This window comes from Corynebacterium sp. CCM 9203 (assembly GCF_041357675.1).
Lineage (GTDB): Bacteria > Actinomycetota > Actinomycetes > Mycobacteriales > Mycobacteriaceae > Corynebacterium.
Genome location: NZ_JAUERY010000003.1, coordinates 391,032 through 417,220, shown reverse-complemented (window position 1 = coordinate 417,220; position 26,189 = coordinate 391,032). Strand labels below are relative to the sequence as shown.

The window sequence follows — 26,189 nt, the reverse complement described above, 5'->3', positions numbered from 1 at the left end:
GTCACTTCCTGTTTCGGGGTTGTCCCATGAGGGTGGCGATTGCGTCATCGGTGACCTGCTCGCCGGTGAGTGTGTCGGTGATACGGCCCTCGGCGAGCCTGATGACCTGATCTGCGCCGAACACGGATTCGGGCCGGTGCGCAATGACCAAGACAGTGCGGCCGATGACCAGTGTGTTCAGTGCCTGCTGGATCGCGGATTCGGCGTCGGGGTCAGTCGCGGCCAGTGCCTCATCGAGGATGAGCACGGGGGCGTCGGCGAGTAGTGCGCGCGCGATGGCGATACGTTGAGACTGCCCACCTGACAGGGTGGTGCCGTCGGGCCCACCGATGACGGTGTCCAGCCCCTCTGGGAGAGCACGGATCTCATCAGCGATGTGGGCGGATTCGGCGGCGGCCCAGATCTCCTCGTCCGTCGCCCCGGGTGTGGCGAGCCGGATGTTCTCGCGGACAGACAGGCGGAGCAGCTTCGGGTTCTGAAGTACGAAACTGACGTGCTGGTAGAGCTGTCTGGTGGTGAAGTTCCTGAGGTCGACGCCACCGAGGGTGATGCGTCCGGAATCGGGGTCGGTGAACCGGGCGAGCATCGTCGCGAGGGTGGACTTTCCGGATCCGGAGGGACCGACGAGAGCGGTGATGGTTCCCTCGGGGCAGGTCATAGTGACGTGATCCACCGCGAGAGTATCCCCGTAGGCGAAGCTCACGTCCTCGAACCGGATCGTGTGGCTGTCAGGTTCTGCTCCGGCACCGGCTCTGAGGGAGGGGGTGTCGAGGGTTTCCTGCAACCGGATCGCTGATGCCCCGGCGGTCATGTAGGCCCAGCTCGAGGTGGCGACGACGGTGATCGCCGCTGGGATCACCAGGGAGATGAGTGTGGTTGCGAGGACATCGGGGACGGTGACTGCGCCACTGCGGACGAGGAAGGCACCACCGGTGACGTTGACGAGCATGAGCAGCGGGACACTGATCATCGACTCAGCGAGCGAAGACGTGCGCATCTGTGGGCCGCACCAGTCGTAGAAGAAATTCGCGAAGCGGTCCGCAGCATCGGCGAAGCGTCGGTGCGCACGGCCGGTCTGGCCGAACGCCTTGACCACCTCGATACCCTCGGCGAATTCCACGGCGGTTGCGGAGACGTCCCCGAGCAGGACATCCATCTCCACGGTTTTCTCTGCCATGCCCCGCATGGACAGGGCCATGATGAGTATGTAAACGGGAAGATTCGCGATGGCGAGCAGGCCCAACCGCCAGTCGACGACGAACGCGTAGATGATGAGCGCCGTTGGCGCTGAGACAGCGGCCGCCGTCTCCACCGGGGCGTGGGCGATAAGTGTGTGCAGTGTGCGGATGTCATCCTGTACCGCCTTGCGGACCCGTCCGGAGTTGGTGTCCGTGAACCACGCTAACGGGGCGGTGGCGACTCTGGCGATCAGGGCGCGCCGCACGAGTGCCCCGAGTCTGAGATCGGCGTGGTGTGTGATTCCTAGACCGATGAACATGAACATCGCCTGGAGGAGGAACGCGCCGATGAGCCACGCGGTGACGGAACGGACATCTCCACCGTCCGGGGGCACCCCGGCTGCCCGGGCATCGAGCAATATCGTGCCCAGTCGGACGAGAGCGATGTAGGGGGCGATGGCGGTGATCCCGGAGAGTACTCCGAATACCCGTCCGAGTAGCAGGGCTTTCGACACGGGGGCGAGCAGTTCCTTCAGGGCGGCTTTCTCCGCCGCTGACCTGGCTTTGGGGTCCTCCACCGTTTGCACGGTCGTGGACTGTTTCACCTGGGGTGCTGTCATGGGTGATTCTCCTTACTCTGGTTGTTGGGCGGGGACCGTGTGCGAAGATCGTTCCCGGTGGCCGGACAACTCGATGACGCGGTCGCAGCAGGCGGAGATCAGCTCGGCGTCGTGGGTGATGACGATGACCACGGCACCGGCGTCGGCGAGTTCCCGTAGCTTGGCGGCGATCGCCTCCAGGTGTGCGAGGTCCACCCCGGACGTCGGCTCGTCGAAGATGTAAACTTTCTTGTTCTGTGCCAATGCTGTGGCGATGACCAGCCGTTGCCGCTGCCCACCGGACAGCGACAGGGGATGCCGGGAGGCGGTGTCCGCCAATCCGAGCGCCGCTAGAAGTTCGGCAGCGTCGTGGTCTCCGGGGGTGCCAAGGGTGACTTCGTCGAGGACGGTGTCCGCGAACAGTTGGCGTCCGGTGTCCTGCATGACGATGTACCCGGCCGCCGCCCGGGCCCGAGCGGAGAGAGTTTTGCCTGCCAAGGTGATACGGCCACCGCGTGCAGGTTTTTCGAGTCCGCAGATCAGTCGTGCGAGAGTGGTCTTTCCCACTCCGTTGGGTCCGATCAATCCCGTGATGACACCCGCCGGGAAAACCATTCGGTCGATGTTCAGCACGGGGGTCCTCCCGTAGGAGAAGCGGATGTCCCGCAGCTCCAGTCCGTCGGTGGTATCGGGAGAACCCGAATCTGCGGTGGGGTTGGGCGGCGTCGGGCGGGTGAGTGACCTGAGTCCCAGAGCTCGCCGTGTTCCCTCATCGAGATCGAAGAACTCCTGCCCGGTGAAGTGGTGCTTGATGCGCCCGTCGCGGAGGTAGTACACCTCGTCCGTGAGCTCCCGCAGGTGATGGAGCCGGTGTTCGGCGGTGATGATCGTCGTTCCCTCCGACTTGAGCTCCACGAGTAGATCACTGAGTTCATCGATCGCCTGCGGAGAGAGATTCGAAGTCGCCTCGTCGAGCAGGAGGACAGGTACACCGGCGACGACGGCGCAGGCGCAGGCGACCCGCTGGAGCTGTCCACCGGAGAGCGTCGACAGGCGTCGCCCGAGGAGTTCGTCGATCCTGCAGCGGAGGGCCGCACTGTCGATCTGCCGCCGGATCAACTCGGGGTCGTGTCCGAAGTTCTCCCGGGTGAAGGCAAGTTCGGTTGTGACCGTCGACGTGAAGAACTGTGTACGGGGATTCTGGAACACGGTAGCGCTCAATCGACCGACCTGGACCAGTGGGGTGGTTGGCATGTCGACCCCGCTGACGCGGATCGTTCCTGTCACATCTCCGGAGTGGAAATGTGGGTTCAAACCGTTGATGAGGCGCAGAACGGTCGATTTACCCGACCCGGAGGGCCCGCACAGCAGTGTGAGACTGCCCGGTGCACAGTGCATGGTGATATCGGCGACCCCGTGCTCGGGTTCCGTTCTAGTCACGTCTGGGGCGGGACCGAATATGTCCTCGGCCCCGGGGGCGCGTGTGCTGCCATAGCTGAAACTTGCTTCGTCGAGGGTGATTAGCCCGGTGTCCGTCATCGCGGCAACCTCCATCCGCTGAAGTTCAGTGCTACGAGAGCAGCAATGGCGATGAGGAGGATGAGATCCGCAGCACCGAAGCCGATCCTCGTGACCGTGGTCGGCCGAATGGTGGATCCGTCGGGATGCTTCGTGGCACCCAGACCACGGATCAGAGCTGCGGCCGCGAGTTCATCGCTGATCCGGACTGCCGAGGACAACAAGGGTATGACGACGTACAGACCGAAGCGCAGCGGGTGGAACAGTAGCCCAAAGGCTCCGGGCCGGATACCGCGCAGGCTCATCGCTTCGTTGATCGCACGGGTCTCTGTGAACAGTGCAGGGAGGAACCTGACGACAACGGCCAGCGGAATGATGAGCCAGTTCGGTGCGTGCATCCTGCGGAGTGCCGCATTCAGTTCTGCCGGGCGTAACTGGACGAGGACGTAGACCGCGACCCCGAACGCGACCGTAAATCTGGCGATCCAATAGGCCAGCACTCCGATCAGTGCCGTCACAGGGTTCTGCCAGAGGTCGGGGACCATATGGGCGGCGGCGGTCAGAGCAATGAACGAGAGTAGAAGCAGAACCGCCCACCGCAGTCGACCAGCACCCACCAGTGCCAGGCTCGTGACCAGTGCCGCTACAGCGATCACCAGTTGGTCGGTGTTCCCCATCACCAGTGCATTGACGGTGAGCAGCAACAGAAGGAGGGTGCGCGGGTCAGGATTTTTCACGCCAGCCCAGCCCGCGCGAAACTACGCCGTCCGATGCGCACCCCGATCCGTCCTCCGATCAAAGCGACAACGAAGAGAATGCCGGCCCACAACAGCAGGGTCCACGGTTGTAGGAAACTGGCCAGGGTGTCGGCGTAGTCCTGGCCCATTTCATCGGCGATGTACGCGAAGTAGGCTTCCGAGTTGTAGAACATCGGCATCCACGGGGCCAGGTACAGCAGGGAGAGAAACGCGTAGGCCACCGGTACCCGCCAGGTGCCACGTAGTCGGGCGAAAGCGACGTCTCCCGCGAAGCCTGCCATGGTGCTCACGACCGGGGCGATCCACGGATGGCCGGTGAGGAACAGAAGTATGCCGACGAGCAGGCTCAGGAGGGTCAGGGCGCCCATCTTCGGGGTACGGGCGAGGTAGAGGGTGACGACGGTGCCGTTGAGCAGGAGCCCCACGGTGAATCCGATGAACATGCTCAACGGACTGATGATCCCGAGCATTCCGGTCAGGAAGAGAACGACGAAGTAGATGACGGTGAAGATACCGACGTTGATGAAATCTCTGGTGTCGAGGCGGGATGACACGCGGTGCTCCTTGGAGTGGTGAGAGTCGCGGAGCGACTACCTGGTCTTTTGATCTTTCGCATAGTGCACGAAAGGCTGCTTCTGATCTACTTCACATAATGGTGATTGCTATTCAGTAATAGCATAGGCTTACACATGTTGGTAGGGGTGTTTGGATGGGCGTGGGAACCTGCCCCGGGGCCGTTAGAATCGAGCGACATGGCCAAGAACAAAAAGCCCCGCCCCACACCTGTCCCCGCTGACCGAATTGCGGGGATGGTGGATGCCCACACGCACCTCGCGAGCTGTGGTGCCCGCACCCCGGAGGAGATCGGTGCTCTCGTTGCCCGTGCCGTGGACGCTGGTGTCGAGAAGCTCTGCACCGTGGGGGATGGGCTGGAGGAAGCGTGTGCCGCACTCGCGGCGGCCAACAGTCACGAGCGGGTCTACGCGGCGTGTGCGGTGCACCCCACGAGAGCGGATCAGATGGATGACACAGTCCGGACCCGACTCGCCGAAATGGCTCGTGATCCGCGCTGTGTCGCGATCGGGGAGACCGGTCTGGATGCCTACTGGATCAATCACTCCGAGACCTGCGCCCCGATGGATATCCAAGAGGAGGCGCTCCGCTGGCACATCGACCTAGCCGTAAATTCGGGCCGCACACTGATGATCCACAACCGGGAGGCTGACGCCGATCTCCTGCGGATACTCGCCGATTCCCCGGCTCCTCGTGAGGTGATGCTGCACTGCTTCTCCTCTCCACTGGATGTGGCGGAGGAGGCACTGTCACGCGGCTATGTCCTCTCCTTCAGTGGCAATGTCACCTTCAATGCGAATGACCACCTGCGGGAGGCGGCGCGGATCGCCCCCGCAGGACAGTTACTCGTGGAAACCGACGCCCCCTACATGACGCCGGTCCCGTACCGCGGATCGAAGAACGAACCGGCACTCATAGGGCACACCTACGCCTGTATCGCCGAGGTTCGTGGCGTGGAGGTCAGGGAACTCGCGGATGAGGTTAATTCCACGTTCGACCGGGTCTACGGACTGACCCTTCCGGGCTGAGCGTCCCGGAAAGGCTGGGAGCGCAGATGAAGCAGATGGTTGAGATAAGGTGTGCCTGATGGTCATTCCGCCGGAGCCCACCGGGGGAGCTGAGGCTCCGTTCTCCGTCCGGCGCTCGTGTCTCTCTGTCCGACCCCGCCGAGAGGATCCCTCTGTGTTACCGCAACTACCGCACTCGTCCCAGCCGCTGCATTTCGACTTCTCCGGGAGGGGTGCGTGGGTTGATGCCCGCTGACGCCGCTGTGAACGGGAGGACGGAGCCGGACACCAGGCTGCGGTGGAACCGACTACGGCTACCCAGCCTCACCACCCGGGCGCTCATCGTCTGTTGTGTTCTGGGAGCCGCGTCAGGGCTGATCATCCAGGTTGTTCGACCGATCGGATGGATGCTCCGGGCGACGGTTCCCTGGCTGGCGTTCCCGACGCCGTTCCCCTGGATGCTCCCGATGATCACGGCGGCGCTTCTGCTCCGGCGTCCTGGGGTGGCGACGGTGACCTCGGTGGTGGCTGGCATCGTGGGGTTCAATCCGTTCTCCCCGATATCGGGTCTGATCATAGATGCGGTGCTCGCACCGTGGACGATGCGTGGGAACCGAGACACCAGCAGCGGGTGGTTGCTCGCTGCGATGCTCGCCAGCGCGGCAGTAGGTGCGGTGAACTGGATCTCCATGTTCTTTTACCGTGAGTTTCTGCTCCTGGACACCATCTGGATCATCATGGCTGGAGTCGTGCGAATCGGTCTGGGCCTCATCTATGGCTGGTTGGCCTGGCTTCTCGCGCGGAAGTTGGTCAGCGCCGGGTTTGATCTCCGTGGTATCGCGCTGGACACCGCGCGGTCCGTGGATGTTCCGCGTCCTTCCCGGGAGCCGGGTGTACAGGTGCGGCCGGAGGCCGCGGAGGTGGTACTGGATCACGTCACGGTCACCTATCCGGGAGCTCCGGCTCCAGCAGTCAGTGACGTCAGTCTCACACTCGCGGCAGGCAGCTACACGCTTGTGTCTGGTCCGACCGGCTCCGGCAAGTCGACGATCGCTCTGTCCGTTGCAGGTGCACTCGGGGCCGGTTTCCCGGCAGAGACCAGTGGAACGATCACCATCGACGGCATTGTGGTCGCGGGTCCGGACGGCACCGTGGCATCGGTCGCTGAAGTTAGCCGTCGGGTTTCGGCGGTATGGCAGCATCCGGAGAGTCAGTTGTTCGCGGCAACGGTCATTGATGAGGTGCGGCGTGGTCTCGACCACCTCTGTGTCCCCGCGGAGGAAGGCACTCGGCGTTCATTGGCGGCACTCGATGACGTCGGTCTGACCCACATTCATCCGTTGCGGGACCCCTGGACCCTTTCCGGCGGAGAGCAGCAGCGCCTCGTGCTCGCCGCGGCACTGGTCCTGGATACCCCCGTGCTTGTGCTTGACGAGGTCACCAGCCAGCTCGATGACGAGGCCACGACACAGTTCACTGAGGTATTGCACCGGGTACGGGAGAAGAGGGGGATGACGGTTCTCGCTGTTGACCACCGTGCCGAGGCACACATGGGTCTGGCTGATCGGGTGATCATCGTCTCCCCAGGCGGGGGGATCGCGGTCGATGGAACCCCTGAGGAAGTCTATGCCGAGCATGCGGAGCAGTGCCGTGAATTCGGGCTGCGGGTGCCTGAACCGTGGGCGGAGAATACTACGGCGGTGTTCCGGGGCTCCGGGTGTGGTCGGACGCCGGGGACCGGGCCCGGGAGAACCGCCCTGGAGCTGGACCGCGTCGGAGTGCACGGACATGGAAAACAACTTCTCCACGACGTCACCACCGCTGTCCCGCTTGGCGCAGTGGTCGCGTTGACAGGTCCGAACGGCGCCGGAAAGACCACGTTGATTCGTGCTCTCACCGGGGTCGACCATGGATTGGAGGGGCGCATCACTCCTGGACGGGCGGAACGCATCCGTGGGGGAATTGGTTGGGCGCCGCAGCGTAGCGGTGATCTCATCCTCAATGGCACTGTCGACGGCGAACTTCGCTCCGCTGCGACAGCAGCCGGTCTTGCTGTGGGTGCTGGGGAACTTGCACAGTGGCGGGAGATGATCGGGCTTGCTGACGCCGGAGCCAGGCATCCGCTGCAGCTTTCCGGTGGTCAGCGTCAACGACTGGCCGTCCTTGTCGCCCTGATCTCCGATCCGGACCTGGTGCTGCTTGATGAACCGACGAGTTCGCAGGACGGAACCGGCGCCCGCCAGCTTGCTGATGCCATCAACACCCATGCCGCGGAACGGGTGACGTTGATCGCCACGCATGACCCTGACTTTGCGGCAGCCGTGGCGACACACCGGATGCACCTGGTTTCCGGGTCTACGGAAGGAGTGACACCATGGTGAAATCCAGATCAGTTCCTGATCGGGAAGTACCTGCCGGGGACCACGGCACCCCTTTGACCCCCGAGGAGCGTACGGCGGTGGTATGTGCCTGGGACCGCTGCAGTGACCGGAGTCGATGGGCGCACCCGTTGTTGACCACCGTGGCGGTCACGGTTCCGATGGTGGTGACCCTGTTGGCGCAGGGGCCTGCGCTGCCCGCGGTGGTCCTGGGGGTGACTCTCTTCGCCATCTGGCTTCTCAACCCGAGATGGGGGCTTGCGGCCACGGTATGCGTGCCTGTTCTCGTGGTTGTTGTGGGGCTGAGTTTTCTGTTCTGGCTGCCTGAACCGGCTGTACCCTCGCCGCCGGTGAACTGGCTGCCCGGGGATCCGCCCAGGGAGAAGGTGCTCCAGGGGATGACCGGCGGGTTACGGACAACGGCAGCCGGAACGGCGGGGGCTCCGCTTCTGTTGTTGGTGACCTGGCGTGAACTCACCGACACTGTGCTGCGTTATGTTCCCGTCAGTTACCGGGTGGTGGATGTGTTGGGTCTGGGTATGCGCTATTTGCGGATCATCGGTCGTGACATCGTGACTGTCACCCGGATGGCCGGGTTGCGTGCCCGGGGTCGGGCAGGCGCTCGTCCGAGGGTGCTTGCCCTTGCGACTGTTCCGGTCCTCGCTGCGTCGATGCGGCAGGGCGAGCAGCTCGCCGTCGCCGTCGACGGTCGGGCATTCGGGGCTTATCGACGCCGCACACTGCACCATGCTGTCGGCATCCGTGCCGTGCACTGGGTACTTCCCGTGCTCATCGTCGTAGCCAGTGTCCTGGGTTTGTTCCTTCTCGGCTGACATCCGGGGTCTGTACCGTCGTGGTGCTGGCGGTGCTCGAGAAACCATCTGTTACCTGGTGTGACTCATGTTGCTTAAGGTTTGCTGAAGGGTCGACAACTGCGAGTTGATTACCGTAACTTGGTGGTGATTGTGTCGGATCACAACCGTGTTTTTCCCGGTTGTTAAGTGTGGTCCGGCATCCACTGGTCATCCGAGGCAGACAGGTTTTCAACTCCACAGTCATGACAGCACAGCACCGACAGTCTCGCATCAACCGTCTCAACGGCACTCATTCCGTCCCCCTACGGGTCGCAACGGGGGGCATGCTCGCGACGCTCATGGTTGGTGGCGGGCTGGCGGTGGTGGCGAAGAAGGACGTCGCCGTTGATGTGGATGGTGAAACCATCCGACTGGCCACGATGTCTTCCACCGTCGATGCTGTCCTGGATGAGGCGGGGGTTGATGTTAGATCGACCGAAACTGTTGTGACACCCGACCTTGACGCGCGTTTGACCGGTCAGGATTCACGCATTGTCGTACGTACCGTCCGGCCTGTCACCGTCAGTGTCGACGGTGTTGAGCACATGGTGGAGACCACGGCCCTCACGGTCGGGGCGCTGGTCGATGAGCTCGGGTTCATCGGTTCCGATGATGTGTTGAGCGCACAGCGTTCCACGGCATTGCCGACCTCCGGTTTCACGTTGGAGGTGACTACCCCGAAGACCGTGGATCTCTATGACGGTGGCTCGATGGCGACCGTCACCGAGGCTGTCGCGACGGTCGGGGATCTGCTTGAGGCGCAGGGGGTGGTATTGGGGGCAGAAGATACGCTGAGTCCCGCCGCGGATACCCGCCTGGTTGACGGGGTTAACGTCGTCATCGACCGGATTCACACGGACACGGTGACGGATATTGTTCCGTTCACTGTCGATCCGATCTATGTCGATGATCCCGAGGCGACTGTCGGTACAGAGACCGTGACGGTGGAGGGGGTGCCCGGTGGCCGTCGTATCGTACGTCAGATTCGCTATGTCAACGGCAAGGAAATGGCGAACAACGTCATCGAGGAGAAGGATGTCACCCCGGCTGTTCCGGCGACCATCGCCCGGGGGACCAAGCCTGCTGCGCCTGCGGTGTCCAACGGATCGGTGTGGGACACACTCGCGCAGTGTGAAGCCGGCGGCAACTGGTCCATCAACACCGGAAACGGTTTCTCCGGTGGTCTGCAGTTCACCCCCTCAACCTGGCTCGGATTCGGTGGTGGTCAGTATGCACCGGAGGCATGGATGGCAACGCGGGAACAGCAGATCGCAATCGGCGAGAAGGTTCGTGCCGGTCAGGGGTGGGGCGCATGGCCCGCGTGTACCCGGCAGCTCGGAATCCGGTAACGCCACCGAAACACCAGGGGTCTGTGGTAGGTCCCGCTCTCAAGCTGCGGTAGATTGAGCAATACGATGGATATATCCCCGGACAATGATCCCGCCCCGCCCCGCCGCTCCTCGCTCCTCGGCCCGGCGGAGATTCGGCAACTGGCTGATGAACTGGGACTGACCCCCACGAAGAAACTTGGGCAGAACTTCGTTCATGATCCGAACACGGTACGCCGTATCGTTGCCGCCGCAGGTGTGACTGAATCCGATCATGTGATCGAGGTGGGGCCAGGGCTCGGTTCCCTCACTCTCGCGCTTCTCGACACGGTTGCATCCGTGACCGCAGTTGAGATCGACCCCCGACTGGCGGGACGCCTTCGGAGAACTGTTTCGGAGCGGTCGTCTGAGCACTCGGGCAAGCTGGTCCTGCTACTGCAGGATGCGCTCACCGTGCGCCCAGTGGACCTGTCGGGAGCGGGGGCTCCCGAGCCGACAGCGCTCGTGGCGAACCTTCCCTACAACGTCTCTGTTCCGGTGCTCCTGCATCTGCTCGCTGAGTTCCCGTCGATTACCCGGGTGCTTGTGATGGTCCAGTCGGAGGTTGCTGACAGGTTGGCGGCGGGGCCCGGATCGAAGATCTACGGTGTCCCCAGCGTCAAGGCATCCTTCTATGGTTCGGTACGGCGAGCCGGGGCCATAGGTACCAATGTTTTCTGGCCAGCTCCGAAGATCGACTCAGGACTCGTCCGTGTTGATCGTTTTCCGGTGGGAGCTGAACCTTGGCCGGTCACCGCAGAAGCTCGACGTGAGGTTTTCCCGCTCGTCGACGCGGCTTTCGCACAGCGGCGAAAGACGCTTCGCGCTGCGTTGTCCGGGTACTATGGTTCCGGTCCTGATGCTGAGGCCGCGTTGATTGCGGCGGGGATCGATCCGGGGCTCCGCGGTGAGAGGCTCGGTGTCGCTGATTTCGTGCGGCTCGCGGGAGTGGGCGGGTGACTCGCGTCGTTGTAGCGGGTCACGCCAAGATCAATCTGCACCTCGGGGTCGGGGATCTACGTGCCGATGGTTACCACGAGCTCACCACCGTCTTCCAGTCCCTTGCTCTCCATGACCTGGTCACCGTCGAATCTGTGGAAGGCGTGTCGGGGGTGTGTGGGCTGAGTGTCAGTGGACTCGACGCCGGAGAGGTGCCCGGGGATGAGAGGAATCTTGCCTGGCGCGCTGCCCAGGCTGTTTTTGCGGATGTGCTGACGCTGGATCCTGCCGCCGAACTCCCGGGAATACGGATACACATCGATAAGCGTATTCCGACGGCAGGCGGGATGGCGGGTGGCTCCGCGGACGCCGCCGCAGCGTTGATCGGTACCGCTGCGGTCCTGCGGGAGCATGGTCTTCCGACCCCGGGCGCTGACAGGCTGCTGGATCTCGCAACCCAACTTGGTTCGGATGTGCCGTTCACCCTGCTTGGCGGTACTCGCATCGGTACCGGTAGGGGGGAACTACTTGAGGTGGTGAGCACCACTGCGAGGGTGAATTGGGTGCTTGCATTCATCCGTGGGGGGCTGCCGACGCCGCGTGTATTCTCCACCCTCGATCAATTGCGCGCAGACGGGTTTGCGCCGAGAACGGTGCTTGCCCCGGATGCACTTCGGTCGGCACTTGCAGCCGGTGACGTCACAGAGGTCGCTACGCACCTGGTCAACGATCTTCAGCTTGCCGCGACTATGCTGAAACCCGAGCTGGCGTCGGTCCTTGCGGCTGGTGTGCGATCCGGCGCACTCGCGGGCCTGGTTTCAGGTTCCGGGCCGACCTGTGTCTTCCTGTGCGCGGATCCGGAATCGGCCCGCTGTGTTGCAGCAGACTTGGCGGCTCAGGGGGGTGCCGTCATCCGAACGGTCACTACCACCGGACCCGCTCCCGGGGCCGAACTCGTTTGACGATGAAAGGTTAAATGGCTGTGGCCAATCTGATCAACCTGGAAAATGTGTCCAAGACCTTCGGTCTGAAACCGTTGCTCGAATCCGTGAGTATCGGTGTCCAGACGGGTGACCGCATCGGCGTCGTCGGTCTCAACGGCGGGGGAAAGACTACACTGCTCGAGATTCTCGCGGGTGTGGAACCTCCGGACACCGGCAGAGTCTCGCACATGGGTGATCTTCGGATGGCCGTGGTCACTCAGCGTGCGAACCTGACTGACACTGACACCGTCGCGGATGTCGTACTGCGGCCTCTCGGCCTCGACACCTACGAGTGGGCCTCTCAGGCACGGGTCCGGGAAGTGCTCGGGGGCCTGGGAATCGTCGATCTTGGCCTGGAGACACCTGTGGGCCAGTTGTCCGGGGGTGAACGGCGTCGCACGAATCTCGCGGCCGCTATGGTCCGGGATCTGGATCTGCTGATTCTCGACGAGCCGACCAACCATCTCGATATCGAAGGCGTTCAGTGGCTCGCTGCCCATCTCGTTGCCCGCCGATGTGCTCTCGTTGTGGTGACCCACGACCGGTGGTTCCTTGACACCGTGGCGACCCGAACTTGGGAGGTGCATGACGGCGTCGTCGATGCCTACGAGGGTGGCTACAACGACTGGATGTTTGCGAGGGCCGAGCGAACCCGGCAAGCCGACGCGATCGAACAGCGGCGGCAGAATCTCGCCCGCAAGGAATTGGCCTGGCTACGGCGGGGGGCACCGGCCCGGACCTCGAAACCCCGGTACCGGATCGAGGCTGCGGAAGCGTTGATTAGTAACGTTCCGGCTCCCCGGGACACCGTCGAGCTCATGGCCTTCTCCCGGAAACGTCAGGGGCGTGTGGTCATCGAACTCGAGGATGCCACCATCACAACCCCCGATGGAAGAGAGTTGGTTCGTGATCTCACCTGGCGATTAAATCCCGGTGAACGTATCGGCTTGGTCGGAGTCAATGGTTCCGGGAAGACGACCCTGCTCCGAACCATCGCCGGAGAACATGAACTGGCAGCCGGTCGACGTGTCGAGGGAAAGACGGTTAGGCTCGGATGGTTGCGCCAGGAACTGGATGATCTTGATCCGAGGCAGCGACTCCTTGACGCTGTGGAGGATGTGGCGAGTTACGTACAACTAGGTAAACGTGAACTGAGTGCCTCACAGCTCGCCGAAAGGCTCGGATTCTCGGCGAAACGCCAGCGCACCCCTGTCGGTGATCTGTCGGGTGGGGAACGGCGCCGTCTGCAGTTGACGCGTGTGCTCATGGCTGAGCCGAACGTACTTCTATTGGATGAGCCCACCAACGATCTTGACATCGACACCTTGCAGGAGCTGGAGTCACTTCTCGATGGCTGGCCCGGAACCCTCGTCGTGATCTCTCACGACCGTTACCTGATCGAGCGGGTCTGTGACAGCACATGGGCATTGTTCGGGGACGGGCAACTCACGAACTTACCCGGTGGGATCGAGGAGTATCTCGAACGCCGTGCACGGTCGGAAGCCCGGAACGGTGGTGGGGTATTGGATCTCGGTTCAGCCAACAACCTGGGTGATTCACAGATGGAGAGCTCTGGTGGAGACTCCGGGGAGCGGAAATTGTCGGCGGCTGAGGAGCAGCGTCTGACGAAGGAGATGCGGGCGATCGAGCGGAAGATGGGCAAGCTCCAGTCCAGGCAATCTTCGTTGGCGATCGAGATGGCGGAGGCTGCGGAGCTGCTTGACCAGCCACGTCTTGTTGAGCTGAACGCCCGTCAGGTGGCGCTTGAAGAGGAGATCTCGGAGTTGGAGAGCATGTGGATGGAGCTTGGGGAAGCACTGGAGGGCTAACGGCGTTACCCCCGTATTGGGGGGAGGTGTAACGAAACTCTGCATCAGCGCCGGGATGCGATAAACTGACGCCTGCATAAGAGAAGGCTAAAAGCCGAAAGGTTTTAGCAAATGTGGAGGCGGTGAAAGGTGGTGCCCGGGTGAGCTCCGAGGAAATCCGGGATGCCCCCCATGTCTCGGATTTGAACGGGAAAAGCTGCCCGGGGAATCTGTACTCGCTCTGCTCCCTCATGCTTCTGCTGTCACTGGCCGCGTTCGGTGTCTTCGTAGGAACCGACATGATGAACTCAGATGTGCATGAGGGGAGATCGATCGAACAGCGGGTGTCGGCAACGGACTCTGAGAAGGTATTCCCATCGTCGGAGGAACGCCGAATCTCATACTCGACGCCTGACTGCGACGGATCGGGGGTTCTGCTTCTCGGGGACTATGCCACTGTCGAGGATGCCGGAATGGCGACAAGCCGCATGCTTGGGGCGACCTACACCTCTTCCACCACGTGCGGGTCTCTGGGGGGTGACGATGAGGTGCCCGAGTACTTTGTTGTCTATCTCCCTGTATTGGGCGGACGTGAGGACCTCTGTCAGGCGCTCGAAAGCACGCGCGCACGACTAGATCTGCCAGTTCGTGCCACCCTGCTTGATGAACGACCTCACTCCAGCGAGAGCCTTTGTCCGCAGGTTTCAGATTAATACGAGTTCGTGGGAACGGTTTCCCGGAGAACTCCGGAAACTACACTGATGTGACAATGACGCTGCGCTAGAATCGACGCCATGATTCTGATCAACGTCCGTTTCAACGTTAAGCCTGAGCACGCCGAGTCGTTCCGGGAAAAGGTTGCACCGTTCACTGAAGCGACCCGTGCTGAAGACGGTTGCCTCTTCTTCGACTGGTTCCGTTCCACCGACGACTCGAACGAGTACGTTCTCGTGGAGGGGTTTAAGGATGACGCGGCTGAGGCGCACGTGAATTCTGAGCACTTCAAACAGGCATGTGAACTGTTCCCGACCATTCTCGCGGAGACCCCGAGGATCATCAACACCCTCATTGAAGGGAAGACCGAGTGGGATCGGATGGCTGAGTTCAGCGTCGACTGATGATTGTGCCATGGGTTTGACCCGTGGGTCATCGAACCTCTGACCGTGCCTACCTGTCGAGGGTAGGCTGGTCAACATGGGTAAAAAGGAATCCAAGAAACCGCCGAAGCTGTCCAAGAAGCACTACGAATCGGAGCTGAAGAGGCTTCAGGCGGAGCTCGTCGATATGCAGCAGTGGGTGGTGGAGACCGGGGCCAGGGTCGTCGTCATCATGGAGGGACGCGACGCCGCCGGAAAGGGTTCCGCGATCAAGCGGATCACCCAGTATCTCAATCCCCGTACCTGCCGCATTGAGGCGCTCCCTGCACCGAGCTCCCGGGAGCAGGGGCAGTGGTATTTCCAGAGGTACGTCGAGCGGTTGCCCACCGCTGGTGAAATCGTGATCTTTGACCGGTCCTGGTATAACCGCGCGGGAGTGGAGCGGGTGATGGGGTTCTGCACTTCGCAGGAGTATCGCCGGTTCCTCCATCAGGCGCCCATTTTCGAGCGACTGCTCGTCGAGGACGGGATCATGTTGCGGAAGTATTGGTTCAGTGTCTCGGATGAGGAGCAGGTGAAGCGCTTCACCTCCCGCCGCGAGGACCCGCTGCGCCGCTGGAAGCTCTCGCCGATGGATCTGCAGTCGATCACTCGATGGGAGGACTACTCCCGGGCGAAAGATGAGATGTTCATCCATACCGACATCCCGTCTGCTCCCTGGTACACGGTGGAGAGCGAGGACAAGAAACGGTCTCGGATCAACGTCATCAGCCACCTGCTGTCGACGATCCCCTACGAGAAAATCGACCGTGAACTTCCCGAGATCCCGAAGCGTCCCCAGTCCACGAACGATTATGAGCGTCCGCCACGGAGCGATTTCCGCTATGTTCCCGATGTGGCCGCGGAGTTGGAACTCACGGAGAAAGGGAATGCCGGGGTTGGTTCCAGGACGTCGGGAAAGAAAACCGGACGGAAGGGCAAAACGGGGAACAAGAAGGCGGGGCGTAAGAAGGCGTAATACCCCCTTGTGTGGCTGATTCCCGGGCATTTGTTTCGCGATCTCGATCCGAAACCGTGGCGGAGTGGTGGGGTGGTGTGGGACACTTCAGGCATGAAAGAGCGTCCCACACAGAACCTCGTCAACGCTTTCGTCCGACACACCACCGGTGTGCTCGAACTGAATCGGCCGAAGGCCCTGAACTCCCTCAATCATGAGATGGTGGACATCATCTCGGACGCCCTGGAGACGTGGCGTAACGATGATTCCGTGCACCGCGTCGTCATCTGTTCTTCCTCCGACCGTGGTTTCTGTGCGGGGGGAGACGTCCGTACGTGCCGTGAGGAAGCGCTGACGGGGGACTTCGACTCGGGTGATCGGTTCTTCCGTGCCGAGTACGAGATGAACCGGCAACTCGATGAGTTCCCGAAGACCGTTGTCGCGGTCATCGACGGCGTTGCTATGGGCGGTGGTCTCGGAGTATCAGTACACGGTTCCCACCGGGTGATCACCGAGAGGGCGTTTGCCGCGATGCCGGAGATGGCCATCGGGTTCATTCCCGATGTCGGCACAACCTGGATGATGCAGCGCATGGTCGGGGAGATTGGGGAGGCGATACCGGAGCTCGCCACATTCCTCGGGATCACTGGATGGCGTCTGACACCCGCAGACATGCTCTGGTCCGGTCTCGCCACGGATCTCATCGCATCGGAGGATGTTGACCGGTTTATCGACACTGTCATCGCCGAGTCCCTCGATGATGCGCTCGAACAGTACTCACGCTCTGTCGACTCCGTGGATGCCGGGGAACTTGAGGGCCTGCTCCCCGACATCCGGGCTACCTTCGGACATGAATCCTGGGCGGACATCGACCGAGCGCTGAACTCCCACCACAATGCCGGTTTCGTGGCCCGGGTCCGGGAACTGATGGCTAAATCCAGCCCCACTTCCGTCGTTGCGGCGGCCGAACTCTACGCGGCTAACCGCACGGTACGGGACATCGCGCACGCCCTCGAGAACGAGTATGCGGTGGGGAGCGTGCTCCGGAGGAAACACGATTTCGCAGAGGGAGTCCGCGCTGTATTGGTGGATAAAGACAGGAATCCAACCTTCGACCCGTCCGACACGCGGGATGTCGATGTCGACTTCTACCGGACGATCCTGACACGTAGCCAGGAATGAGAAGACTGCCCTGACCGTGCGGAGTGTCCGCGCACCTGCGGTTTTCGGACATTCTCCATTGACCGGGTACTGGTCAGGCGGTTGCGGGACTCAGGTCCGGGGCAGCGGCTATCTCCGACTGCTTGTGCACCGTCATCCAGACGGTGAATCCCCAGATCACGAATACCCCATACACGATGTACAAGACTGCGGAGGGGTAGTAGCCGGCGGCGAGGAGCAGGGGGACACCGACGATGTCGACGCCGATCCAGATGAGCCAGAACTCGGTCCACCCTCGGGCCATCCCGTAAGTCGCGAGCACGGAACCGGTGAAGATCCAGGCATCGGCCCACGGCCCCCAGGATCCAAGCGCCGAGAAGACCATCGCGAAACCGATGGTGCCGACGACGCCGGCGACGACCATCCCGAGGCGCTCCCGCCCTGTGGCCCAGCGGGGTTGGACCGCTGCCGTGTCCTCGTGGGGCTCGGTGACGATGGACCTGGATGGGTCGGTTTCCGCAGATTCCCGTAGGCCCCGCTTCCGCGCCTGGGACCACTGGTACCAGCCGTAGACGGAGACGACGAGGAACATTACCTGGCGACCGGCTTGACCGTAGAGGTCCAGCGCCTGAGGGGTGTTGAACACCCCGCCAAGGAACACGGTGAACAGGAGCAGGTTACCGACGATGCCAATGGGCCATGCCCAGACGACGCGTTTCATCCCGCCGTACGCGCTGGCGAGACCGAAGGCGTTGCCGATGATCTCGCGCCAGAGGATGGGGACGCCGCCAATGGAGATCGTGGCGTCGAGTAGATTGGTGAAAGGATTCATGGTTCTCCCTGGTGTAAAAGAGGGGTGTGGACATGGATCCTCGGGGCTGAAAGACCGCTCCGGTGCGGTGCACGCCGGGATCACCGTGGAAACGGGTCACCGACGTCCGGGTACACCGGACGTGCAGGTTCTCTCTCATCCGGACTATGACCGTCGGCTCCGGAATCACGCCGGATCTGCTGACCCACTACCCGGAAAGATCCGTGTGGTGGCGCTCGCGGGCTGCACCGTGAAGGTGTCACCGCCGGTGGGGACTTTCACCCCGCCCTGAGAACAAACAACAGCCTAGCGGCTCAGTCGATGCCGATGCGCACCACCCGGTCATCGGTTGAGAAATGCACGTTCACTGTGCCGTCAACCGTGTTCAACAGCAGTGAGGGCGGGGGACCTGTCTGAATTTCATGGCCCAGGCCACGGAACCGCGAGTAAGCCTCTACCGCTCGTTGGGCACTGATCCGATCGGGCATCCGATCATCGATGATGGTGTCAATGACAGCGGACACCGTATGGATCGTCGAAGGAGGAAGCACGAGGGAATCATCAGCGAAGATCATGATCGCCCAGGTCTCCGGGTTGAGGTTCACGGTGGTGTGGTACCACCGACCGAGTACAGGCTTCGACGCAGAGACGAGATCTAGGTCCCGGGCGAGGGGCAGTGGGACCGTGGGCGAGATGAATACGGGGATGCCTTGCCTGCGGCCGAACTCCCGGATTAGATGGCATGGGGCAGTACCCGGTGCGGAGCTGATGTAGGGGTCCGCCCACCCCCAGGTCCAGGTGTCGTTGGTGATGGTTGCCAGAACGACCCCCTTGACACTCGTCTCGGTGCCGTCCGGTGTACGTAGGGTGATGAGGCCCCGCAGGGGGTCTGCGGTGGACACCGCGCCGGGTAGAACAGCATCCAGGTACATCTGTGATTCAGAGGAGGTTAGGACTGCATCTGACCGAATCTGATCGATGTCCAAGCCACCGATGATGTCGTGCAGCCGCCCGTTGCGCACCCGCACCGAGGTACCGTCGGAGAAGGACCATATCCCACTCTCGACCCGGACATCCAGACCCCGAATCGCGGCAAATCCAGACAATGCGCGCGGGAGATCATCGAGGATTCCCGGTGTGGCGGCCGCGGTGATCAGTGCGGTGCGGGTGTCCCCGAGGGGCAGCGGTGGATCGAGGCACACGACCGCGGTTTCTCCTCCGGGCATCGGTGCGAGGAAGCCGGGCCTGCAACCGTGGATCGTGCGGGCTGCGGCGAAGAGAGAATCACCGGCAGGTTGTGTGCCAGTCAATTCCGAGATACCGAACCGGGCTGCGGCGTCGGTTGCGACGTCACTGCACCAGGTCCATTCCCCGGCATGGATCTCCGCGACGACGGCTCCCGAGGCGTCTACGTCGCTCCGGCTCTGGCGGTGGAACCGCACCTGCATTCGTTCACCGTCACGGTTGAACTCGACTCCCTCGCACCTCCCCAGGAACGCTGCGAACGCGGCATCAGCATCGGCTCGGGCGATGGCACCGTCGGTGACGATCTCCGCGAGTGACCGGGGCGTGGGATGAGACATGGTGTCCGTGCTCCTTCGACAAGGGGTGGTTCCACTCTAACGGCTTGTCCCGGAGTGCCTCGATATTCACTGGTGTATTACCCTGACCCGTGCAGTTGTTTCCGTATCAGTGGAGGACCTCACCCAGATGGATATCCGTCTCGACCCGCTCTCCAGAGTCCCGATTTTCATGCAGCTCCATGACGGTATCGTCCGGTCTATCGCCAGGGGTGAGACCGTTCCCGGGGAACACCTGGATTCTGTGAGGGCGGTCGCCGCTGCTCTGGACATCAATCCCGCGACGGTGAAGAAAGCCTATGATCTGCTCCAGGAGGAGGGAATCATCGCGACGAGTCATCGCTTCGGTAGCGTCGTTCTGTGCCCGGACACACCTGTCCCCGGCGCGGAGAAACAGTTGGCTGAGGAACTGGCGGTTCTGATCGCCCGTGCACGCTGCCAGGGGATCGAGGGGGCAACGGTGGTCGCGCTCGTGACGGAGGAACTCAACGTCCCCAGCGTCAGATGACCTCCGGCTAGTGCCCGCTGTCAACGCTGCCACGAACGACGGCGAAGGCCCGCCGAAGGAGAGTGAGCGGATCATCGACCTCGCGTCCGTGCCGTGTCTCGACCTCGTGGTAGACCAAGGCGACAAATCCGGAGTGGAGGGTCGCTTGAACCGCCACAATGTCCTCGAATTCGGTTAGGCCGAGGTAATCGGTGAGAATCCGGTCCACCGCGTCCCGGAGCACGGCAAGCTGGTGTTCACCGTGCTCCGGAGGGCCCGTTGACAACAGCGCCCGGATCAGCCTGTCGAGGGCGAAGAACGAATCGACCCCGGCCACACTGGAGGCCACTTCCTCGGTGATGAGTTGCTCTACCGCGGTGAGCGGATCACTGTCCACCGCGAGGGCCGCCAATCTGACCCCCACTTGCTCCATACTGGACTCGATGAACGAGAGAAGTGCGTGATCACGGGAATCGAAGTAGTTGTGGAACGTCCGCTGTGAGACACCCGCAGCCTCGGTGATGGCCGCGACAGTCATCCCCTCCACACCGCGCTCGTAGGCGAGTTCGGCGCTGCACCGGGCGAGTGCCGCCCGGGTGGCGGCCTTCTTCGCCTCACGGATTCCGGTCATGCTTCCAGTCTACGACCCTACGGAGGGTCAATCCGCAACGAGCGCTTCGAGCGTGAACTCGGGGTGTTCCTTCTCGATGAACTGGAGCCGCCACTTGTCTCCGAACAGGGCGATCAGTTCGCCGTCGGTGCGGGTGAAGACCTCGACGCCACGCTGTTTCGCCAGGGCGGGCACGGTTTCTGCATCGGTGCGCCGGGCTACCGTGTAGGGCACGGCGTCGGTGACGGTTTCCACGTTGTATTCGGCGAGCATCCGGGCCTGCATCACCTCGAACTGCATCGGTCCGACGGCCGCCATGACCGGTGCGGCGTCACCACGAGCATCGTTCTTGAGCACCTGCACGACCCCCTCTGAGTCGAGCTGTTCGAGTGCCTTGCGGAACTGCTTGTACTTGCCGAGCGACTTCGCCCGCAGTGTACGGAAGTGCTCGGGAGCGAACTGCGGCATTGGTGGGAACTGGACCTTTCGGCCCGCATAGATGGTGTCGCCAGGGGCGAGCGATCCGGCATTGACCAGACCGACGATGTCGCCCGGGTAGGCGGCCTCGACAGTGGAACGGGTCCGGCCGAAGACGGTGAGCGCGTACTTGGTGGAGAAGCTGCGGCCGCTCTGCGCGTGGGTGACCTGCATACCACGGGAGAATTCGCCCGAGACGACCCGCATGAAGGCCAGGGAGTCGCGGTGGTTTCGGTCCATGCCTGCCTGCACCTTGAACACCACACCGGAGAACTCGTCGCCCGGTGCCCGGGACTCGTCGATCGCGGCGGATGCGGCCTCCAGCACCTTCGGATCGGTGTGCCTGGGGGCGGGGCCTGGTGCCAGCTCGCAGAGTGCGTCGAGGATCTGGTGGACGCCGAAGTTGAGCATCGCGGAGGCGAAGATCACGGGTGAAGTGGTGCAGTCGAGGAACATGTCCTGCTCATGGACCGCACCGTCTGCGGTCATCAGCTCGACCTCTTCGACGGCGGTCTCCCAGGCGGTATCTTCCTTCTCGGCGGCCTCGTCCGGGGTGAAATGCTGCTCTGGGGCGATGGTGGAACCACCAGCGGTGCGAATGAAGTGGATGTACTCCTCGATCTCTCCGTCGGTGTCCAGCCGGGCGAGTCCTCGGAAGTCGCCGGCCTCACCGACGGGCCAGAACAGGGGAGTGGGCTGAAGCCCAATCTCGGAGACGATCTCGTCCATCAGTTCCAGCGGCGACTTACCCGGCCGGTCCCATTTGTTGACCACCGTGACGATCGGCAGGCCGCGGGCCTTGCACACGCGGAACAGCTTCAACGTCTGCGGTTCGAGGCCCTTGGCGCCGTCGATGAGCATGACGGCGGCGTCGACGGCAGTAAGCACCCGATAGGTGTCCTCGGAGAAGTCGGAGTGTCCGGGTGTGTCGACGAGGTTGATCATGTACGGCTCGCCTTCGTGACCGGCGGGAGCGTATTCGAACTGCAACGCCGAGGATGCGATGGAAATGCCCCGGTCCTTCTCCATCTCCATCCAGTCCGAGACGGTGGCTTTCCGTCCAGCCTTGCCGTGGACGGCACCGGCCTCGCTGATGACGTGCGCGTGCAGTGCCAGGGCTTCTGTCAGGGTGGATTTACCGGCGTCTGGGTGGGCGATTACCGCAAAGGTGCGGCGGCGGGTTGCCTCGGTCGCCGGATCGTTGTGGGGGGTGTTCTCGCTCATGTTTCGGTGCAACTTTCAGACAAACGGCCGGACGGGGTGGAATTGTTGACTCCCGTCAGGGTACGCCATGCTCCGGCCTCCGTTATTCTCGGCGCAATGAGTATCATCCGTACTCTCCCGCTACCGGTCCTTGTCGCACCTATGGCGGGTGGCCCGTCGACCCCTGCGCTTGTCGACGCCGCGTCTGCCGTTGGGTCCCTCGGATTTCTTGCTGGCGGTTATCTTAGTGCGGCGCAGCTTGACGGTCAGATGCGTGATGTGCGCGGTACGGTGTACGGGGTAAACCTGTTTTATCCGCAGCCAACCGCGTTACCGTCGGAACTCGATGCCGTGCGCGCTTATGTGGAACGGTTGGCGCCTTCTCTCGAAAGGTACGAGATCGCGCCGTCAGATCTCATCAAGCAGCTCGACAGCGTGGACCCGACTGATGCCTTCTCCGCCAAGTTGGACGCGATCTGTGCGGCACGGATCGGAGGGTACGGGCCGACCGTTGTCTCGTGTACGTTCGGGGTCTGGAATGACTCAGAGGTCACACGGCTCCACGATCACGGAATCGAGGTGTGGGCGACGGTCGCTGATACTTCTGCTGCGCTCCTGGCGGCGTCCGTCGGCGTTGACGCCATCGTGGTCCAAGGACCCGGTGCCGGGGGACACCGGGCGACTCAGACCGTGGGGGAGAACCCCTCCGGGATTCCGTTGGAGATTCTTTCTCTGGAGATCAGCGCTGCGGTGGATCTCCCCCTCATCGTCGCCGGGGGATTGGGGACGTCGGCCGAGATCGCCGCAGCGTTACGGTGGCCGGGGGTCTGTGCAGCGTCGTGTGGGAGTGCTTTCCTCCTGGCGGATGAGGCCGGAACCTCGCAGGCTCACCGGGACATCTCGTCAGATGTGAGGGGAGGAACCTCGACACGGCTGTGACGCGGGCCTACTCGGGACGACCTGCCCGGGGTGTGCGTACCAGATTCATGACGGAGCAGGTTGATGCCCCTGCCGTGTATCCGTACGTCAATGCAGTGATGGGCCCGGTGCGCTCCGCCGCTGCGCGACATGGAGACCACGACCTTGTGGCGGCGTGGGTGGGTACAGGCGTCTCATACATTTGTTCCGGTCCGGCGGCAGACATTCTGCGCAGGTTGGCAGGTATCGCATGAGCGTGACAGGTCGGGCCACATGGCGACCCGACCTGTTGTCAGCAACGCAGCATTGGTTGGTGTGCTAGCGGTTGAAGTGGAACAAACCGTTCGCGAGCATGTGCTGAAGAGGCGCAAAGACGCCAGTGTGGATGAGCCACCCGATACCGCCCGCGAGTGCGGCGAACAGTGCCAGGATGTGGGTGAATCGTGTGGTGAACACGGATCCCACGGAGCTGCTTTCGGGGGTCTTTTCTGCGGCGGTGACGGTGATGGTCACAGGTGCGGTGTCGATGGAGGCGTCGGAGTACGTCGCGACGACCTGTGCAGTGACTGTACCTGCGGGTGCGTTCGCCGGGGCGGCGTAGGTGACGATTCCCGTCGAGGGGTGCACTGACATCCCTGCTACGGACTGCTTCAGTGAGTACGTGACCTTCGTGGGCGTTTCTCCGGTGACCGCCGGAGTGAGGGTCACTTCTTCGCCGGCCTTCACCGTGGTTGCCGGGTAGGTGAGCTCGACGGTGTCAGCGGTCGGCGTTGCAGACGACTTGCCCATGCGGACCGGCTGGATGCTTTCGTCGCGCTGGCCCGCTCCATCGGGGAGCGTCAGGCGCTGGACGCCGGCGTAGTCGACGTAGTCGACCTCGCGGCGGTCGGCGATGAACAGTTCATCGCCGCTGCGCACCATCAGCTCCGGATAGTGGCTGTTCGTTCCCTTCGTCTTTCCGGCCAGTGTGGATTCCTTGATGACTTCGCCGTTGTTCGGGTCGACGAGGAAGAGTTTGTTCAGACCGGTGGCGATGATGGCGTTGCTGTCATCGTCGAAGACGACCGATGAGATGGCACTGTACGGCCCGGGTGCCTCGTAGGGGTGGTCCGCCCAATACAGCAGTGTGAACTCGCCGTCGGTGTAGTCGAGGAACGCGTAGGTGTTATTGTTCTGGCGGTCACTGTAAATCGCTATACGTGAGCCGTTGGTAGCGACTCCGTGGTAGCCGTGGGCGGCAAGGGGGTTCGCTGGTGCGAACGCCTCGATCAGTGTTGCCTTCTTATCGGCGGCTGGGGTGATGTGTACGGGGAGCGCAGGACGACGCTCCCCGCCTGTGACGGTGAGGTTGTAGTCGTTGACGTAGATGTACGTTCCGTCGGAGAGAGCACGGAGACCGTCATTGTCGCTGAAACCGTAGGGATTTCCGAAAGTTTCGTTCGACAGGTGATCCTCATCGATCAGGACATCGGGATAGAGGTCCGAGGTCGCCGGGAGTGGGGTGCTCGCCGATTCCCCGTCCGGGGTGATCTCCACGAACGTGGCGCCACGCAGATAGTTCCAGGGGGCGCCGGTCGGCGGATTCTCCAGGTAGATCAGGGCAGTCCGACTGCCGTCGAAGGAGCGTGTCAGGGCGGTCGGGACCCCGTTCGCCGTGAACAGGATCTTTTCTCCATCAAAACCCTCGCGGGTCACGTGTGCGGACTTCACGGTGAAGTCGCCCTCGGAGGTCGGAGGTTCGATCCATGTCAGGGTGTCAGTCGTGGGATCGAATGAGGATTCGGCGCTGTTGAGCATGTTCAGCCGGGGTAGCGCGACAGCCCCCTGGAGCGAACGCGGTACGACCGCCACAGTGCTTCCCTCGTAAGGGCGATTGATGTAGAGAAGATCGCCGTTCGACATCTCGTGCAGCCGGACGGCCCCTCCCATCTGCATACGAGGCTCTGTGTCGATGATCCGTGCGTCGGCGAGCTGGTACCAGCCGTCCGCATCGGAATCACCGGAAGAACCTGACAATCCGGATTCGCCGGGGTAACTGAACGTCAATGAGTTCAGGTAGGGGTTGTTGTCGTAGAAGTTGGAGAAAACGTCGTGTCCCGCCTTAGTGAGCTCGGCGCCGATGTTCTTCCAGGTGGTCACGCCGTTGGCAGTGTTGTAGCGGCCGGATGAGACGTCCAACTTCCCGAAGGGGACCTCCTTCTCTTCAGACCATGAGCCGTCACTGTAGCGGACGTAGTTGACCAGAGCGTACAGCGTTCCCTTGCCGGTATTTGGGTCGATGACGACTCGGGGATCGGCGATGGTGACATCCAGTTGGCATTCTCCGCGCACGGGAGTGTCGCCACTGCAGTGGAGCATGTAGTTGACGGTTCCGCCGTACTGAATGCTGACGGCTCCCTCTGGGGTGGTTGTGGTGGAACGGTAGGGCCACAGGAAGGTCTCACCGTCCTGCCGTGCACCGTCGATGATGTTGGTGGCACCGCTGACATAGTTGTCGAAGGAATCCCGGATGGCCCAGGACAGGGCGAAGGTGTCTGCTGTCGAGGTCGAGTCGACGTCGTCCCGGGCGGTGATACCGAGTGTCGAATCCACGCCGGCGTACGCCGCCGTGGACAGAGGGATCATGAGCGATATGGAGACAGTCGCAGCCAGGCTCAGGCGCGTGAAGCGACGTAGTGAATTACTCACCAGGGAACACATCCTTGAAAACGTGAGGGGGTGGTCATCGGGGGTCTAGCCGGAGGTGATGCCCACTCTGTATGGAAGGGAAGTCTAACCTTGGTTATCTTTCCTTAATTTGCTCCCGGGGTGCATGTACGGACGGCCGGGGGGGATGTTGTGGGTGTCCTTTTTCATGAATTCCAGGCCTGTGAACTCGGATTATTG

General features: G+C 62.4%; 23 protein-coding genes and 1 riboswitch. Of the genes, 14 read left to right on the top strand and 9 right to left on the bottom strand.

Annotated elements, in window-relative coordinates:
- Nucleotide 1: 1 nt before the first annotated feature.
- From QWU44_RS08605 to QWU44_RS08590, 4 genes are read right to left on the bottom strand one after another with little or no spacing between them, the layout of a single operon-like run.
- Entirely contained in the window at nt 2-1,798 is a 1,797-nt protein-coding gene (locus QWU44_RS08605; RefSeq protein ID WP_370915264.1) for an ABC transporter ATP-binding protein, read from the bottom strand.
- A 12-nt stretch (nt 1,799-1,810) separates the two neighbouring features.
- The gene (locus QWU44_RS08600; RefSeq protein ID WP_370915263.1) at nt 1,811-3,316 is read right to left on the bottom strand and encodes an ABC transporter ATP-binding protein; all 1,506 of its coding nucleotides are present in this window, start codon (nt 3,314-3,316) and stop codon (nt 1,811-1,813) included.
- A complete protein-coding gene (locus QWU44_RS08595; RefSeq protein WP_370915262.1) occupies nt 3,313-4,032 on the bottom strand; it encodes an energy-coupling factor transporter transmembrane component T in 720 nt (239 codons plus the stop codon). The genes QWU44_RS08600 and QWU44_RS08595 overlap by 4 nt, the downstream gene beginning before the upstream one ends.
- Nucleotides 4,029-4,607 carry an MptD family putative ECF transporter S component gene (locus QWU44_RS08590; RefSeq protein WP_370915261.1) on the bottom strand — a complete coding sequence of 193 codons (579 nt, stop codon included), beginning with the start codon at nt 4,605-4,607 and terminating at the stop codon, nt 4,029-4,031. Before QWU44_RS08590 ends, QWU44_RS08595 begins: the two co-directional genes overlap by 4 nt.
- Nucleotides 4,608-4,805: 198 nt before the next feature.
- On the opposite strand from QWU44_RS08590, the gene QWU44_RS08585 reads away from it, so the two are divergent.
- From QWU44_RS08585 to QWU44_RS08535, 11 genes are all read left to right on the top strand, one after another.
- Nucleotides 4,806-5,654 carry a TatD family hydrolase gene (locus QWU44_RS08585; protein ID WP_370915260.1) on the top strand — a complete coding sequence of 283 codons (849 nt, stop codon included), beginning with the start codon at nt 4,806-4,808 and terminating at the stop codon, nt 5,652-5,654.
- A gap of 224 nt (nt 5,655-5,878) precedes the next feature.
- Complete coding sequence (locus QWU44_RS08580; protein WP_370915259.1) at nt 5,879-8,014, top strand: ECF transporter S component; 2,136 nt, start codon at nt 5,879-5,881, stop codon at nt 8,012-8,014.
- On the top strand, nt 8,008-8,844 hold the full coding sequence (locus tag QWU44_RS08575; RefSeq protein WP_370915258.1) for an energy-coupling factor transporter transmembrane component T: 837 nt from the start codon (nt 8,008-8,010) through the stop codon (nt 8,842-8,844). Before QWU44_RS08580 ends, QWU44_RS08575 begins: the two co-directional genes overlap by 7 nt.
- Before the next feature lie 224 nt (nt 8,845-9,068).
- Nucleotides 9,069-10,214 carry a transglycosylase family protein gene (locus QWU44_RS08570; RefSeq protein WP_370915257.1) on the top strand — a complete coding sequence of 382 codons (1,146 nt, stop codon included), beginning with the start codon at nt 9,069-9,071 and terminating at the stop codon, nt 10,212-10,214.
- Between the two features lie 66 nt (nt 10,215-10,280).
- Complete coding sequence (rsmA, locus tag QWU44_RS08565) at nt 10,281-11,192, top strand: 16S rRNA (adenine(1518)-N(6)/adenine(1519)-N(6))-dimethyltransferase RsmA (protein WP_370915255.1); 912 nt, start codon at nt 10,281-10,283, stop codon at nt 11,190-11,192.
- On the top strand, nt 11,189-12,133 hold the full coding sequence (locus QWU44_RS08560; protein WP_370915254.1) for a 4-(cytidine 5'-diphospho)-2-C-methyl-D-erythritol kinase: 945 nt from the start codon (nt 11,189-11,191) through the stop codon (nt 12,131-12,133). The genes rsmA and QWU44_RS08560 overlap by 4 nt, the downstream gene beginning before the upstream one ends.
- Nucleotides 12,134-12,153: 20 nt before the next feature.
- Nucleotides 12,154-13,983, top strand: coding sequence for an ABC-F family ATP-binding cassette domain-containing protein (locus tag QWU44_RS08555; RefSeq protein WP_370915253.1), 1,830 nt, complete (start codon nt 12,154-12,156; stop codon nt 13,981-13,983).
- A gap of 140 nt (nt 13,984-14,123) precedes the next feature.
- Entirely contained in the window at nt 14,124-14,675 is a 552-nt protein-coding gene (locus QWU44_RS08550) for a hypothetical protein (protein WP_370915252.1), read from the top strand.
- An 81-nt stretch (nt 14,676-14,756) separates the two neighbouring features.
- On the top strand, nt 14,757-15,080 hold the full coding sequence (locus QWU44_RS08545; protein ID WP_370915251.1) for a putative quinol monooxygenase: 324 nt from the start codon (nt 14,757-14,759) through the stop codon (nt 15,078-15,080).
- Nucleotides 15,081-15,156: 76 nt separating this feature from the next.
- Nucleotides 15,157-16,077, top strand: coding sequence for a polyphosphate kinase 2 (gene ppk2, locus QWU44_RS08540; protein WP_370915250.1), 921 nt, complete (start codon nt 15,157-15,159; stop codon nt 16,075-16,077).
- Between the two features lie 93 nt (nt 16,078-16,170).
- Nucleotides 16,171-17,238 carry an enoyl-CoA hydratase/isomerase family protein gene (locus QWU44_RS08535; RefSeq protein ID WP_370915249.1) on the top strand — a complete coding sequence of 356 codons (1,068 nt, stop codon included), beginning with the start codon at nt 16,171-16,173 and terminating at the stop codon, nt 17,236-17,238.
- Nucleotides 17,239-17,311: 73 nt separating this feature from the next.
- Here QWU44_RS08535 and QWU44_RS08530 read toward each other — a convergent pair whose 3' ends face one another.
- Nucleotides 17,312-18,049 (bottom strand): nicotinamide riboside transporter PnuC, encoded by a 738-nt coding sequence (locus tag QWU44_RS08530; protein WP_370915248.1) that lies wholly within the window; start codon nt 18,047-18,049, stop codon nt 17,312-17,314.
- A gap of 123 nt (nt 18,050-18,172) precedes the next feature.
- A riboswitch (FMN riboswitch) is annotated at nt 18,173-18,328 on the bottom strand.
- A gap of 14 nt (nt 18,329-18,342) precedes the next feature.
- A complete protein-coding gene (locus QWU44_RS08525; RefSeq protein WP_370915247.1) occupies nt 18,343-19,611 on the bottom strand; it encodes a DUF6882 domain-containing protein in 1,269 nt (422 codons plus the stop codon).
- A gap of 127 nt (nt 19,612-19,738) precedes the next feature.
- Here QWU44_RS08525 and QWU44_RS08520 point away from each other — a divergent pair, with 127 nt between their 5' ends.
- Complete coding sequence (locus QWU44_RS08520; protein WP_370915246.1) at nt 19,739-20,116, top strand: GntR family transcriptional regulator; 378 nt, start codon at nt 19,739-19,741, stop codon at nt 20,114-20,116.
- A 7-nt stretch (nt 20,117-20,123) separates the two neighbouring features.
- Here QWU44_RS08520 and QWU44_RS08515 read toward each other — a convergent pair whose 3' ends face one another.
- Both QWU44_RS08515 and QWU44_RS08510 read right to left on the bottom strand, forming a co-directional pair.
- Nucleotides 20,124-20,726, bottom strand: coding sequence for a TetR/AcrR family transcriptional regulator (locus tag QWU44_RS08515; protein ID WP_370915245.1), 603 nt, complete (start codon nt 20,724-20,726; stop codon nt 20,124-20,126).
- Nucleotides 20,727-20,753: 27 nt separating this feature from the next.
- Nucleotides 20,754-22,406, bottom strand: a complete 1,653-nt coding sequence (locus QWU44_RS08510; RefSeq protein ID WP_370915244.1) for a peptide chain release factor 3 — start codon at nt 22,404-22,406, stop codon at nt 20,754-20,756.
- A 96-nt stretch (nt 22,407-22,502) separates the two neighbouring features.
- Between QWU44_RS08510 and QWU44_RS08505 the strand changes: the two genes are divergently transcribed.
- Together QWU44_RS08505 and QWU44_RS08500 are read left to right on the top strand one after the other, a co-directional pair.
- Nucleotides 22,503-23,324 carry a nitronate monooxygenase gene (locus QWU44_RS08505; RefSeq protein WP_370915243.1) on the top strand — a complete coding sequence of 274 codons (822 nt, stop codon included), beginning with the start codon at nt 22,503-22,505 and terminating at the stop codon, nt 23,322-23,324.
- A 32-nt stretch (nt 23,325-23,356) separates the two neighbouring features.
- On the top strand, nt 23,357-23,557 hold the full coding sequence (locus tag QWU44_RS08500; RefSeq protein WP_370915242.1) for a hypothetical protein: 201 nt from the start codon (nt 23,357-23,359) through the stop codon (nt 23,555-23,557).
- A gap of 64 nt (nt 23,558-23,621) precedes the next feature.
- Here QWU44_RS08500 and QWU44_RS08495 read toward each other — a convergent pair whose 3' ends face one another.
- On the bottom strand, nt 23,622-25,991 hold the full coding sequence (locus QWU44_RS08495) for an HtaA domain-containing protein (RefSeq protein ID WP_370915241.1): 2,370 nt from the start codon (nt 25,989-25,991) through the stop codon (nt 23,622-23,624).
- Nucleotides 25,992-26,189 lie beyond the last annotated feature (198 nt).